Raw genomic sequence first — 14,324 nt, 5'->3', positions numbered from 1 at the left:
GGAGGAACTTGTATGGCTTACGTAGCCGTAAAAGGTGGCGAAAAAGCCATTCGCAATGCCGAAGCTTTGCTGCAAGCCTGGCGTCGCGGCGACCCCAATACGCCAGAGTTGAGTTTGGCACAAATCCAAGAACAATTGACTTTGGCTGTCAATCGTGTCATGTGCGAAGGCAGTTTGTACGATCGCGAACTTGCCGCACTAGCCATCAAACAGGCTTGGGGAGATGTGGTCGAGGCGATTTTTCTACTGAGAGCCTATCGCACCACATTACCGCGTTGGTACTACAGCCAGCCCATCGATACCAGCCAAATGCAGGTCCATCGCCGCATTTCCAGCATCTTTAAAGATGTTCCCGGCGGGCAACAACTGGGGGCAACGTTTGATTACATACACCGTTTGCTGGATTTTAAATTGGCTGCCGAAGGAAACCAACCCCAACCACCGGAAACCGAAGACGGCGATACCACAGCAACCTCCGATATGCCACCAGCCATCGATGCTCTGGGGGCAGAAGGTTTGATTCAGCCGGAAAATGCTACGAAAAAGGATTCAGTGGACGATTTAACGCGACAGCCTTTAAATTTTCCCGCCTCTCGGGAAGCTCGATTGCAAAATTTAGCCCGTGCGGATGAAGGCTTTTTGTTGAGTCTTGCCTATTCTACGCAAAGAGGGTATGGAAAAAACCATCCTTTTGCTGGGGAAATTCGGGTGGGTGAGGTGGAAGTGGCGATTTTCCCGGAGGAGTTGGGTTTTGAGGTGGCGATCGCGGAAATTGATATTACGGAAGTGCAGATGGTGAACCAATTTACGGGTAGCAAGGAGGTGCCACCGCAGTTTACTCGGGGATATGGGTTGACGTTTGGCTATAACGAACGCAAGGCGATGTCGATGGCTTTGGTCGATCGGGCTTTGCGATCGCAAGAATTGGGCGAATCGGCGGAAAGTCCGGCTCAAAATGAAGAATTTGTGCTTTCCCATTCGGATAATGTGGAGGCTCAAGGGTTCGTGCAACATTTAAAATTACCCCACTATATTGATTTTCAGGCGGAGTTGAATATGTTGCGGGATATGCGGATTCGTCAAAAAAAAGATTCGCAGTAGAAAAATTCAATGATTGGGAACCACAAAGACACAAAGGTTTTTATGGAAGAGATTGGTTATGTCTGTATATCAAGATACGGAATTGGGGTTTAATTTTGCCTATTTGGACGAACAAACCAAACGTTCGATTCGGCGGTCTTGTTTGAAAGCGATCGCGATTCCCGGGCATCAAATTCCGTTTTCTTCGCGGGAAATGCCTATGTCTTATGGATGGGGAACGGGTGGCGTTCAGGTGACGGCTTCCACGATTGGCCAAGATGATGTTTTGAAGGTAATTGACCAGGGGGCGGATGATACCACCAATGCGGTGAATATTCGCCGTTTTTTTGCGAAGGTTTGTGGTGTGAAAACCACGGAAAAAACCAATGAGGCAACGATAATTCAAACCCGCCATCGCATTCCGGAAACGCCTTTACAACCGGGACAAATTATGGTATATCAAGTTCCCATTCCAGAACCGTTGCGTTGGTTGGAACCGTCGGTGGCGGAGGCGAAGAAAATGCATGCCTGGCAGGAATACGGTTCTATGTATGTCAAGCTTTACGAGGATATTACCCAATATGGTGCGATCGCGACGGCTTACGATTATCCGGTTATGGTGAACGATCGCTATTTGATGAGTCCCAGTCCCATTCCCAAATTTGACAATCCCAAAATGAATATGAGTCCGGCTTTACAGTTGTTTGGGGCAGGGAGAGAAAAACGTATTTATGCCATTCCTCCCTATACAAAAGTGAAAAGTTTGGATTTTGAAGATTATCCGTTTTCGGTACAAAAATGGGACCATGCCTGTGGGTTTTGCGGTTCTACAGAAAGCTATCTCGATGAGGTGGTGATTGACGACCAGGGAACCAGAATGTGGATTTGTTCGGATACGGATTATTGTCAGTCTCGGCAGTCGTAGTTGGCAGAGAGGTGCGAACTTTTGGGGGAATTATGGAACCGTTGTTGACTGTTAAGAATATTCAGAAAGAATATGGAGAAATTCGGGCGTGCGATCGCATTTCCTTTGATTTGTATCCGGGGCAAGTTTTGGGAATTGTTGGCGAGTCGGGTTCGGGGAAAACAACGCTGCTGAATGCGATCGCTGGAGCCATTTCTGTTGAAAATGGGAGCGTTCGATATACCGATAAAAATGGTGAAGTTTGGGAAATGTTGCACATTGACGAATCCCAACGCCGCCATTTGATGCGTACGGAATGGGGATTTGTGCGGCAAAATCCCCAGGATGGTTTGCGTATGGGTGTGACAGCGGGTGCCAATGTTGGCGAACGTTTGTTGGATTTGGGGGTACGCAACTACGGTAAAATTCGCTCGGATGCGGCTTATTGGCTGCAACAGGTGGAAGTTGACAGCGATCGCTTGGATGGATTGCCCCATACGTTTTCTGGGGGAATGCAGCAACGCTTGCAACTGGCGAGGGTCCTGGCGACGCAGCCTCGGTTGGTTTTGATGGACGAACCGACGGGGGGATTGGATGTTTCCGTACAAGCTCGTTTGTTGGATTTGTTGCGATCGCTGGTACGTACTTTAAATCTGAGTGTAATTTTGGTGACCCACGATATTGGTGTGGTTAGATTGCTTGCCCATCGGTTGTTGGTTATGAAAAATGGAGAAGTTGTAGAAGCGGGAATTACCGATCGAGTTTTAGATGACCCCAGTCATGCTTATACGCAGCAATTGGTGAGTGCTACGTTAACGCCTTAGGGAAAAATTTTTTTACCAAAACGGTAGTAGTAGCATGTCTATTTTAATTTGGTAGGTAAAGCAATCGCTAAAGTTTCTATTTTGGAAACAATCTAGCTATTTAGTTACCCACGATTTTAGCCTAGATGCGCTCGTAGTAGGGTGTGCCCTGCCCACCCTAGAAAATAGGATAGGTCAATCTAGAACAAAAGCAAATTGCTATGGTTTCGGAATCGTTTCATATAGCTACCCATCAGAAAAATTCCCCGGATGAAACAGCAACATTCTTATTGCAAGCTCGCCATTTATACAAGAGTTTTATCTTGCACAATCAGGGTGGTGTTGAGTTGCCGGTTTTGCAGGGGGTTTCTTTAACCGTTTATCCTGGGGAATGTGTGGCTTTGTCGGGGGTTTCTGGTTCTGGGAAATCTACATTTATGCGATCGCTGTATGGCAATTACGGTTTGGATGGCGGTGCGATTTGGGTCAAACATGAGGGGAAATGGGTAAATCTTCCCCAATTGTTGCCCCACGAACTCATGGAAATCCGTCGAAAAACCATTGGTTACGTCAGTCAATTTTTACGAGTAATTCCCCGAGTACCAGCCATTGAAGTAGCAGCAGAACCGTTGTTAGAACTGGGAGAACAACCAGAACAAGCCTATCAAAAAGTGAAAGAATGGTTTGCTCGTTTTCAGTTACCAGAACGGCTGTGGCATTTGTCGCCAACTACCTTTTCGGGAGGGGAACAACAGCGGGTAAATGTTGCCCGTGCGTTTGCTGTTAATTATCCTATTTTTTTGTTAGACGAACCTACATCGGCTTTGGATGCTGCCAACCGTCAGGTTATTATCGACAGTATTCAAGAGAAAAAATCTCAGGGATGTGCCATTATTGGGATTTTCCACGACCAAGATGTACGTTCTCAAGTTTGCAACTGCGAGCTGGTTTTTGAGCGATAATTTATTGATGTTTTTTGCTGGTTTTTAGGGAATTGATAGCACCATGAACGAACAAATTTATACCAACTATCGATTGCAGCTTCCCGATGAAGAAATTTTGGGAACGTTGGTAGTTAGAGATGGCGCGATCGCGGATATTCAGCCGGGTATAGTCAACCAAGGAAAAAATGGTGAAGGGGAAATTTTAATGCCTGGTTCGATCGAACTGCATACCGATAATTTAGAAAAATGTATGTCGCCGCGTCCGGGAATTGAATGGCCTTTAGAAGCAGCAGCCACCTATCACGATCGCGATTTAATTGGTGCGGGGATTACCACCGTTTGCGATGCGATCGCTATTGGAGATATCAAACCAGGAAGCCGGCGTTTGAGGGATTTTGCCCCCGCCATTGATGTTATTGAAAAAGGACAAAAAGAACAGAAATTTGCTGCTGACCATCGCCTGCATTTACGCTGCGAATTATCCTACGAAAGTGTTTGCGAAGTAGCGGAACAATATGCCGATAATTCCTTGCTGACTTTAATTTCTTTAATGGACCATACCCCAGGGCAACGCCAGTTTGTCAGTATTGACAAGTACAAAGAATATTACATGGGCAAACATGGCATTTCGGCAGCAGAAATGGAGGAATTTATTCGTTCCCGCCAACAAAACCAACAGAGATACGCCCAACAAAATCGCCAGGCTTTGGTGAATTTAACCCAGCAACGGGGCATTTCCCTTGCCAGCCACGACGATGCCACCGCAGACCACGTACAGGAAGCCGTCAAAGATGGCGCTGCGATCGCGGAATTTCCCACCACAGTCGAAGCCGCTCAAACCGCCCACAATCGGGGCTTGCAAGTATTGTTGGGGGCACCCAATGTGGTACTGGGTGGTTCCCATTCTGGGAATGTGGCGGCTATGGATTTAATTGCCCAAGGGTTTGGGGATATTTTATCTTCCGATTACGTTCCGCACAGTTTGTTACAATCGGTGTTTATCGTTAGCGAAAAGACAGGAAAACCATTGTACGAAACCATGCGTTTGGTGACCAGCAATCCCGCCAAAGCTATTGGCTTGTTCGGCGATCGCGGTAGTTTGGAAATAGGAAAACGGGCAGATTTGGTTTGCGTACGCGATGATGGAAATGTGCCGCGATTGAGTGCTGTTATTCGTAGCGGAAAGCGAGTCGCCTAACCATCATGGGTACGTATATTGTCTATGCTTGTCCGGTGGGAGAATTTTCTCGCCAAGTAGAATCGTATTTCCACCGCACCCGCATCGAATGCGGAGCCAACACCGCCCACAAGTACATGCCCCATTGTAGCTTAACCGGATTTTTTCGCGATGAAGTCACCTCGGTAACGAGCTACTTGCAGGCGTTGCACGAGGTTTGGTGCCATGCGATCGCGACTTGTCCGCAACCGGCGATCGAGATTTCCCAAATGACGTTTCGCCAGGATTGGCATGGTATAGAACTGCATTCGGAGTGGATTAAAGAACTGATTGCTAACTTTATTCAAAAAGTAGATGCCCGCAGAGGTGGGGAAGCGTTGCGTCCCAAAAATTGGTTGCATCTTTCCCTGGCGTACGATTTTGATCTGCAGCAGCACGAGCATTTAGCAGAAATTGCCCAAGAACTTATCGAACCCAAGGCACCTTTGGAATGGGAGTTGAGGTTTTACCAACGCCACATTCGCGATCGCAATTCGGTTTCGCCGGTTACCAGCCGTTCGACTTCTCCCACTACCAGCGATCGCAGATGCGAAATGTATTGGACCTGCCATCAATGCTGGCCGCTGTATTAAAAGCGACCGTCTGAGAAATCCCACGCATCTGGCATACTGGATGCCGTAGGGTGAAGGCTTGCGTTTTTTTGCGTGTATTTTCTATGGAAACGAGCAAACAAATTTCCCACGTTATTTACGATTTAGACGGTCTGCTGTTGGATACGGAATCCTTACACGCTCAAGTAAACGCCACCTTGGCACGTGCCCACGGCAAGACATTTACGAAAGCGTTGAAATCCCAAATGACCGGTCGTCCTTCCATCGAATCGGCACAGTTGGCGGTGGAAACTCTTTCGTTGCCGCTGACGGCGAAAGAATATATGGATCGACGCAACGAATATTTGTTTGAACTGTTTCCCCGTGCCAAACCCATGCCTGGGGCAGTGCGGCTAACGTACCACCTTTACCGCCACGGTGTTCCCCAAGCGGTTGCCACCAGTACCGCTCGCTATCCGTTTTCTCTAAAAACCAGTCGCCACCAAGAATGGTTTTCGATTTTTGACTGCGTGGTGTTGGGAGACGACCCGGCGGTCAAACAGGGCAAACCAGAACCGGATATTTTTACGGTGACAGCGGAACGCTTGCAAGCACCGCCAGAAACTTGTTTGGTGTTTGAGGATTCTCCGGCTGGGGTGTTGGCAGCTAGGGCAGCGGGTATGTCGGTGGTGGTGGTACCGGCAGCGGATGCCGATCGCAGTTTGTATCCGGAAGGAACGGTCTTTTTGTCTTCTTTGGCGGATATCGATCCGTCGGTTTGGTCGCTACCAGCGTTTGAGGCGTCATAATAGGAAGGGTAGATCGCTGGAAAGATATATTTTTAGCAACGATGATGAGTCAAACGACTTTTAATTTGGTCGCGATCGCGATTTTTGTTTTTACCATGGCTAGCGTTTTCGCTCCTTTGCTGGATTACTCCCAAGCAATTCCGGCGGCAGGCGTGTTTGGCTTGTTGGGTTTGCTGGCAGCAGACCAATGGGGATTTGAAGGAAAGGGAGCTACCTTATTTGTAGATTGGGTAGCCCGGCGATCGCCCGAATATTGCGATCGGGTTGCCTATCATGAGGCAGGGCATTTTTTGGTTGCCTATTTGCTGGATATTCCGGTAACCAACTATGCGTTGACAGCTTGGGAAGCTCACCGCCAAGGGTATCCCGCTAGGGGAGGTGTTGAATTTTCCGATGAATGCTTCGACACAGCTCAGCACAAGTATCTGGTTGCCAAATCGCAATGGATGTCTTCGCCGATTTTAAAAAATTATTTTACAGTTTGGATGGCTGGTATTGCTGCAGAGAAGCTGGTTTACGAGAAAGCGGAAGGTGGCGGCGACGATTTGCAAAAGTTACGGGCGGTTTTAGCAGCTACGGAACCTTCTAGTTTCAATCAAAAACAAAAAGAACGCCTGGCAAGGGAGCAAGCTCGTACGTTATTGCAAGCCCACTGGAAAGCCTATTCTTTATTGGTGGAAGCGATGAAGCAGCGACAGCCGGTTTCCGAGTGTTACCAACTCCTAGAAAGGGAAACGGGCATTCAGCGATTGGCAGCCTAATGTTTTTTTCGCCATTTCATGGAAGTGGATGCCATGAATACGATTAAAATTCCCCAAAATTTTTATATAACTCCCTCTCAATTTGCAAAACTCGTAACAGCCAACGACCAAGTTCGATTGGAACTGACTGCCGGGGGAGAATTAGTTGTTATGCCACCTACAGGTGGGGAGGCTGGGAATTTCAATTTTCTGCTGTACAAGGATTTGCTGCTGTGGAACGAACGCAGCCAACTGGGGGTGGGGTTTGATGCTTCTACGATTTTTGCTCTGCCGAATGGAGCTATGCGATCGCCCGATTTTGCCTGGGCTCAACGCCAGCGATGGGAAGCTCTAAATCAACAATAGCGGCGAGGCTTTCCACCCCTGGCTCCCGATTTTGTTATTAAGCTGGTTAGCCCCAGCGATTTGCAAAACCAACGATTTTCCGATTTGCAGCTCAAGATGCAAGAGTATATCGATACGGGCGTTCGTTTGGGATGGCTCATTGTTCCTGAAAGCCAGCAAGTGGAAATCTATCGTCGCGATCGCGCGGTGGAACAGTTAATATCTCCCAATTCCCTTTCTGGAGAAGATATGTTGCCTGGTTTGGTTTTTAATTTGCCGTCTATTTGCCAACTTCCTTAACAAATCTTTGCAAAACTATTTTTGTCCAGGTTAGATGTTTGAGCGAAACGTCTTCAAAAAATTTTGTTTCCCCTTACCGGGCAGGGAGGAAAAAATTTTTTCCTTTGCACCAACTGAATCTTCAATTTTTCTTTTTTCCACTATATAACCAAATTGACCAGTTTTGTCCACCTCATCCCCCATCAAAAAATCCCCCCACCAAACTGGCGGGGGGGTTGTTGGTTGCTTTGAGAAGCTGAAGGTATTTTCGCTAAGCGTTTCAGCATCAGGCGAATCATAGCAATATGAATGAAATTTTCGCTAATTTCTGGTAGCTTTTCCCAATCAACCGCTAAATGTCGATGTTGCAGCAGCCAAGCAAAAGTTCTTTCCACAACCCATCGTCTAGGTAAAACTTGAAATCCCTGCTTTTGACTACGTTTGACCACTTCCACCCGAGCGTTGATGAGCTGTTTCACAGCTTTGGCAAACTTTTCTCCCTGGTAACCTTGGTCTACCCAAATCCAAGATAGGCAACGTGCTTGAGGGAGAAAAGCCAGTAACACAGCCATGCCACCCAATCGTTCTGGCATATTGGCTTCACTCACCACGGTACCCAGAAGCCAACCCTGGGTATCTACCAATATATGTCGCTTACGTCCCTTGATTTGCTTGCCACCGTCGTAGCCATAGACCTCCCCCTTTTTTGACCGGTTTTTACCGATTGCGAATCCATAATGCCAGCAGAAGCTTCTACATTTCGACCTTCCGCTTCCCGGACCCGGTGTCTTCAAGTATGCTGGATTTGAACCCAAATTCCTTTTCTTTGCCACTTGCGAAAATAATTGGAAACCGTTGTCCAAGGTGGTAAATCTTTAGGTAAGGCTCTCCACTGGCACCCTTCATAAAGAAAATAGAAGATGCCATTAAGCACTTCCCGTACGTCTACGTTTTTCTTAGGTCCGCGAGGTTTTGGTTTCGGAATCAGAGGTTCAATCAGTTTCCATTCGGCATCAGTTAAATCACTGGGGTAACGCTTACGTTTACTCATACTTCCTCCAGTTTCACAGAATGCACCTCGATAAAGTTTTCTATCGACTCTGTTTACGGGATGTCAAGACTTTTTAGATTTTCTTTAGGAACGCTCTCTTAACCCGTTACAGCTGTTTCGATAGTGGGGACCATCTTCTAAACTTTATGCTTGATGGGCTTGAATTCAACCTTCCTCCCAACACAAGTTGATTTTTCAAAATGAGAATTGCTGCTATATTGTAATTTTTTTGTAGATCGAAGTTTAATTCAAAGTGATTAACCGGATTTCATATAATTAATTAGGCTTACCATACAAAATATTGTCAATAATAACCCTAAGTTCATAATGATTAAAAAAACTAAAATCGAAAAATTCTTGAGATTTCTCTGAACCAGTATCTAAGCTTATAGAAGTTTCAATTGATTGCTGAGCTAATTCAAAATTACCTGCCACCATAAAGCCTAAGCCTCTGTAAAAATATAAAACACTGTCTACATCTTGAAGTAAATTTCTTGCCCTGGTTAAGTCCGACACAGCTCTTTCATCATTATTTAATTCTTCGCGAAATCCACTTTGAAAAGCGTAAGCTATGGCAGTAGAAGATAAATTTTGCTTTTGTGTTATCATATGGTTTACTTCATTCGCTATACGCCGTTTAAGTTCATTTATTTTGATTGTAGGACTTTCGTTCTTTTTGAGTAGTTGTTTTATATAAATTGCAGATAAAAAATTTAACTTGATCGTGCTATAGAATTCACTAAAAACAACAATATTTTCATTTGTATTAAAACTCCCTAAAATATTCATAAATTCAGAATATTTATAATCAAAATTTTCTAATTCATTTAAATTTAGTATTTCTTGCTGTAATTTGACAATTTCTAGTATTTTATCGGATATTTCAGGTTCTATATTTAGCTCGCTGTTATTTTCTATAGCTCCTACTATAGATCCTATAAAATTATTTAAAAATCTATTAAAATAATCTGATGAAATATCATCCATATTTGGTGATTGATTGTCAAAAGATCTAATTGAGCTTGCAACTTCTCCAAACACTTCTGATATATCAAATTCAAATGGAAGAATATCAACACCGTTTAACCTCATGCCTTCTACTAAAACTTCAGTGGTTTCAATTGTATGTTCTAGAGAATCTTCTGGATTTGTATTCGATGCATATAATAATCGTGTAGTGCGTATTATGTGATCCACATATCTAGTTCCTAGTTGACCAACTAATTGTCTAATTATTTCTCGGTCTTCTTTTGATTTTTCGTTATTTCCAATTTTTTCATAAACTATACTCCTTAGTGCATAAAGTTGTGGATCTCTGGGATCTATTTTAATAGCACGACTAAGTTCCTCTATAGCTAAATTATATTTATTAATTTTAATATAAATAATGCTTTTGTATAATCTTGATTCTGTAAATTCAGGATAAATGTGCAAAGTTTCATTGTATGCTTCAAGAGCTTCAGAGTATCTGCCGAGACTTTCTAATGCTTGTGCAATTGATAACCATACTTGAAAATTATTTTGATCGATCGCTAATGCTTTTCTGTATATTTTAATTCTGTTTAATATGTTATCTTCTAAAATTGCTTTAAAACGAAGTAATAAAACCTTAGCTGTTTTAATTAAATGTTGTGAATCTTCTCTACCAATTAACATTCCATCTACTAAAGATAAAGCTCTATTAAAGTTACTTGCAGCTTCATTGATACGCCCCATTAAAATTAAAGTTATTCCTCTACCGTACCAAAAATGATATAATTCACCATTATAATTGTTGTTCAATGCTTTATTATATGCATTTAAAGCTTCTTGTAATTGAAAGCTTCGTAACATAGAATTTGCATAGTTCCCCCATTCAATAGCAGTTGCTGTTGACCCAGGAGGATTAATGGAGTTTGAGCAGGTTGAATTTTCAAATCCATCAAAAAAAGATCTATATGTAGTATCTATGTTTTCCTTTTCAGTTACTAAAGATAAATTTAAAGAAGTTTGATTTATAACTTTTATGAAATATTGAATTGGTATTCCAAGACTAAAACCAATTGAAAGTGAACTAATATTGCTTAAGTTATCTCCTTCTACACGACCATGAATTCCAATTACTTGACCTCTATCATTAAAAATTGGACTACCACTTAATCCTTGTTTAGTTACATTTGTGTATACCAAATCGTATCCATCGTTTTCGTATATTGTAGATTGACGTATAATTGATGCAAAGGGCTCTCCAAACAAGAGACCACAACTTATAATTGGAGTATTTTTTGATTTGGAATCTCTTAAGTTGTATATGTATGACGCTTTAGCATTAAAATTAGCATTCATAGGATTGCTGGATATAGAACTATTTAATAAAGTAGCTATTGGATAATCATTTATACTCTCAAAACTTAATAACGCTAAGTCTAAGCCTGGTATTTTTTTTATAACTATAAATGCATTATATTTTTCGCCATTTTCTAGGATAATTCTATACCCTGAACCATGTTTCAAAACATGGGCAGCCGTTAAAACGTAATGCTTTTTACCTTCTGCTGCAACTAAAACACCGCTACCAACTATTCTATTTTTTTTGATTAAAACAGTTGTTTCTCTCATGATTTGATTTACGTCTTGAGAAATTAATTTACTTTTCTTTTTTTGGGATACTAATTTTTCTTTATCTAAAATTAAGTTTTGACTCTGTGTTGTTCCGGCAGTAATTTTTTTTGCATTGCAGCAAAATAAAATTGCAAAAACAATCAATAAGAAAAAGTTCAGTTTTATTGAAACTCTTATCTTTGGACTGGTTTCAATAAAAAAATTTAAAATACTCGTGTCTTTTGTTTTTCGCATTGTTGGATTTTGTTGGATTAACTATGTTTAGCTACAAATATCAGTGATTAATCGGGTGGAATATTACTAATATATTCAGAAATATTAACGTACACTCTACCCCGAGAGTTTTGTTCAATAACTTCACCATCTACAATACCTCTTAAGTCGAGCATTTGTAATAATACAGATTTAGGATCAGTTCCCGGGGAAAGCATTATGATAGGTTCGTTACATTCCTCGCTTTTCTTATCGACAATACAGATTGTTGGTTGATCTTCTATATATCCATATGAAATTTGGTCGAGCATATTATTGTCTTGAGCTGCTTGCAAGTTATCAGATGCTATTTTACACCTTTCCTCTGGTGTTAAATTATTAATAGAATCTTCAAATCTCCAGTATATAAAAGGGATTTTCTTAGAGTTTATTCTAACCATTGTAGTAAAAACACTATTTCGCACTGTACAGTAAAAAGTATTTGAAGGATAAGCTTTTGGGGATCCTAAAAATAGAAGTAGTATATAACTCATAAAAATTTTTATAGAAAATTTAAGAATATTAAATGATATGAAAGCTTGTAGTGTTTTTTTCATAACTTAACTTATTATTTTTACCTATAGCGTTATCTCCTCTTCTGTTCGTTTTTCCCAAAAACCGATGCCCTGTGTCCAAATTTACAAAGATGGCATAATAGTTTTTTTGACCTTTAACAATAGCAATTTCATCAATTCCTAAGCGTTTAACACGCTCGGGTTTCTCCGCGATGAACTCTCGTTCTAAATCTGGAAGCATCGTTTCGATCTCTTGTTCACTAACTTGATATTTCTTGGCAGTTTTGCTAATACTTCCTTCCCAGGCTCTTGACAAACTTGCTGGCAAAATCGTTTCGTATACCTTCGTTTTCTAGGAAGAAAATTTAAATCTTCACAAAAGATATTACCGCAGTGGGAACATCTCATACGGCGACGATTGACTTGTAGATAAACGGGTTGCTCCATCAAAGGCAAGTCTTTAACGGCAGAGTAGTGATTTTGGTGAATCTTATTGGTCTCTTTTCCACATTTTGGAAAGACAATTTCTTTTGTTTCGTTTTCGATATAAAGACAAATTCCTATTTGGTCTAAAAATCGATTGTCCTTAACCTTCATACCATCTAGGTTAAGAAGTTTTGTCATTGATTTTAGTTCCGGATTGGAGGGCATCTTCTCACCTCAGGTAGAATTTGATAGGAAATAGATATGTAAATTTTACAATAAAAATACGACGCTCAAGTCCAGTCATTCGGATATTACAGACAATAAACGTTGTATTTTCTTTCCATTTTTATGGCAAAATCTAATTATTTTTTACACAGTAAGTTCGAAAGAGCCATATTTATCGTTTTTTTTTACAAAAATTTGATGATATTTGAAAACTTCTTTTGATATTTTTAAATATAAAATAAGATTCAGAAAATTTTTCGATTTTGGCTTCAAAAGAAAGTAAGTATGCTTTTTTCTCATAAAGAGTTACGATCACCTCTCTTTTTATTGATGTTCGATTACGGTTGCTGTTAATATAAGTATAGGTTATTTTTACTGCTTTTCTGTTTGATATTGTTGTATATTTTCTTTCCAATATTTTGCTGTTTTTGCTATGTATTTTGATTTCTTTCTCTTTACTATCCGCATAGTCCTCTAATGACATTAACTTAGTTAAAGTTTCTAGACTTACTGAAACTTTTGTATTAAATTCATTTGGATTACTAAAAACTGCAACAAATGGTCCCCAAAATTGATCTTGAAGCTCGTATTCCCAAAAATTAGGGTACTTTAACATTACACTACAATTACTGTTTTTAAAACTTTCCCATTGAATCAAGCGGGTTTGAAGATACTCAAAACACTGAAGATGAAAGTTTTTAGGAAGTGTATAAACATTCAAGAGAGAAACTAGTATAACTGCTGTAGTTATCGAAACTAAACTTACAATTTTCTGGATAACTTTTATAAGATATTTATGGTCTTCCTTTTGGGAAATAGACAATCTAGTATTTACTCAAAAATTAAACGTAGATTGCCTAAAGTCAGAATTACCTCCTTGGATAAGAAAGCCAACTTTCTCAGCTACTTTGTACATATTTTGAATGTTTTCCTCAGACGATTGAACTGTCTTAGAAATATAGGTAACTATATCTTTTAGTTCGCGATCATTTTCCATTGCTTGTTCAACCTCGGAAGCTAGGGCTTTTATTTGCTGATTTTTAGAGTCCCCATTTTCCTGGCCAGCAATTTCCTGAATTGATTTTACAATTTTGGGAAATCTGTTTTGCAAAATTGCGACTAGTCTGTCACCAGATTCCCAAATAGCATCTCCTGTGTGGTGACCGATTTTTTCAAAAGCTTTAACTGCGGTTAAAGCCGCTATTACGGGTGCAGTAAAATTTGACGGATCCATCATTTTGAGAAACCTTGGCTTGACGCTGTATCAATCGTAAAATATAAAAATGCATTACGCTATTATTTATTATAGCATTATAGGAAAAAATTTTTTCCTTTGCACCAACTGAATCTTCAATTTTTCTTTTTTCCACTACAACATATAACCAAATTGACCAGTTTTGTCCACCTCATCCCCCATCAAAAAATCCCCCCACCAAACTGGCGGGGGGGTTGTTGGTTGCTAGGTACTAGCTAGGCAAGACAGTTTTGGGAGATCCCCCTAACCAAACTTGCTAGCCGTACTGGCGATGAGGAAGGCGGCATAGGTGAGAATGTATCCCACCGTAAAGTGTGCCAGACCTACC

General features: G+C 41.3%; 13 protein-coding genes and 2 pseudogenes. 9 read left to right on the top strand and 6 right to left on the bottom strand.

Features of this window, described 5'->3' with window-relative positions; translation table 11 throughout:
• Positions 1 to 12 precede the first annotated feature (12 nt).
• The 9 genes and pseudogenes from AS151_RS11290 (at position 13) to AS151_RS11250 (ending at position 7,692) form a co-directional block, all read left to right on the top strand.
• Positions 13 to 1,101 (top strand): carbon-phosphorus lyase complex subunit PhnI, encoded by a 1,089-nt coding sequence (locus AS151_RS11290; RefSeq protein WP_071517160.1) that lies wholly within the window; start codon positions 13 to 15, stop codon positions 1,099 to 1,101.
• 58 nt (positions 1,102 to 1,159) lie between these two features.
• Complete coding sequence (locus AS151_RS11285) at positions 1,160 to 2,005, top strand: alpha-D-ribose 1-methylphosphonate 5-phosphate C-P-lyase PhnJ (RefSeq protein WP_084639531.1); 846 nt, start codon at positions 1,160 to 1,162, stop codon at positions 2,003 to 2,005.
• A 32-nt stretch (positions 2,006 to 2,037) separates the two neighbouring features.
• The gene (gene phnK, locus AS151_RS11280; protein ID WP_071517158.1) at positions 2,038 to 2,808 is read left to right on the top strand and encodes a phosphonate C-P lyase system protein PhnK; all 771 of its coding nucleotides are present in this window, start codon (positions 2,038 to 2,040) and stop codon (positions 2,806 to 2,808) included.
• A gap of 200 nt (positions 2,809 to 3,008) precedes the next feature.
• Positions 3,009 to 3,749, top strand: a complete 741-nt coding sequence (phnL, locus tag AS151_RS11275) for a phosphonate C-P lyase system protein PhnL (protein WP_071517157.1) — start codon at positions 3,009 to 3,011, stop codon at positions 3,747 to 3,749.
• A 43-nt stretch (positions 3,750 to 3,792) separates the two neighbouring features.
• Entirely contained in the window at positions 3,793 to 4,929 is a 1,137-nt protein-coding gene (locus AS151_RS11270; protein ID WP_071517156.1) for an alpha-D-ribose 1-methylphosphonate 5-triphosphate diphosphatase, read from the top strand.
• A 5-nt stretch (positions 4,930 to 4,934) separates the two neighbouring features.
• A complete protein-coding gene (locus AS151_RS11265) occupies positions 4,935 to 5,540 on the top strand; it encodes a hypothetical protein (RefSeq protein WP_071517155.1) in 606 nt (201 codons plus the stop codon).
• A gap of 83 nt (positions 5,541 to 5,623) precedes the next feature.
• On the top strand, positions 5,624 to 6,307 hold the full coding sequence (locus AS151_RS11260) for an HAD-IA family hydrolase (protein ID WP_071517193.1): 684 nt from the start codon (positions 5,624 to 5,626) through the stop codon (positions 6,305 to 6,307).
• A 41-nt stretch (positions 6,308 to 6,348) separates the two neighbouring features.
• The gene (locus AS151_RS11255) at positions 6,349 to 7,068 is read left to right on the top strand and encodes an ATP-dependent Zn protease (protein WP_244532979.1); all 720 of its coding nucleotides are present in this window, start codon (positions 6,349 to 6,351) and stop codon (positions 7,066 to 7,068) included.
• 33 nt (positions 7,069 to 7,101) lie between these two features.
• Positions 7,102 to 7,692, top strand: a pseudogene (locus AS151_RS11250) (Uma2 family endonuclease).
• 251 nt (positions 7,693 to 7,943) lie between these two features.
• Here AS151_RS11250 and AS151_RS20780 read toward each other — a convergent pair.
• The 6 genes and pseudogenes from AS151_RS20780 to AS151_RS11220 all read right to left on the bottom strand — a co-directional run.
• A pseudogene (locus tag AS151_RS20780) lies at positions 7,944 to 8,722 on the bottom strand (IS5 family transposase); the annotation flags it as partial.
• A gap of 276 nt (positions 8,723 to 8,998) precedes the next feature.
• On the bottom strand, positions 8,999 to 11,557 hold the full coding sequence (locus tag AS151_RS11240) for a tetratricopeptide repeat-containing serine protease family protein (RefSeq protein ID WP_071517152.1): 2,559 nt from the start codon (positions 11,555 to 11,557) through the stop codon (positions 8,999 to 9,001).
• 47 nt (positions 11,558 to 11,604) lie between these two features.
• Positions 11,605 to 12,132, bottom strand: coding sequence for a COP23 domain-containing protein (locus AS151_RS11235; RefSeq protein WP_084639530.1), 528 nt, complete (start codon positions 12,130 to 12,132; stop codon positions 11,605 to 11,607).
• Entirely contained in the window at positions 12,098 to 12,418 is a 321-nt protein-coding gene (locus AS151_RS11230) for a hypothetical protein (RefSeq protein ID WP_071517150.1), read from the bottom strand. The genes AS151_RS11235 and AS151_RS11230 overlap by 35 nt, the downstream gene beginning before the upstream one ends.
• Before the next feature lie 495 nt (positions 12,419 to 12,913).
• On the bottom strand, positions 12,914 to 13,564 hold the full coding sequence (locus tag AS151_RS11225; RefSeq protein ID WP_139240623.1) for a DcrB-related protein: 651 nt from the start codon (positions 13,562 to 13,564) through the stop codon (positions 12,914 to 12,916).
• Between the two features lie 12 nt (positions 13,565 to 13,576).
• Positions 13,577 to 13,978 (bottom strand): hypothetical protein, encoded by a 402-nt coding sequence (locus AS151_RS11220; RefSeq protein WP_071517148.1) that lies wholly within the window; start codon positions 13,976 to 13,978, stop codon positions 13,577 to 13,579.
• Between the last annotated feature and the right edge of the window lie 346 nt (positions 13,979 to 14,324).

Source organism: Geitlerinema sp. PCC 9228, from assembly GCF_001870905.1.
GTDB lineage: Bacteria > Cyanobacteriota > Cyanobacteriia > Cyanobacteriales > PCC-9228 > PCC-9228.
Note: the sequence above shows the minus strand (reverse complement) of the source record. Positions and strands in the feature narration are given on the sequence as shown.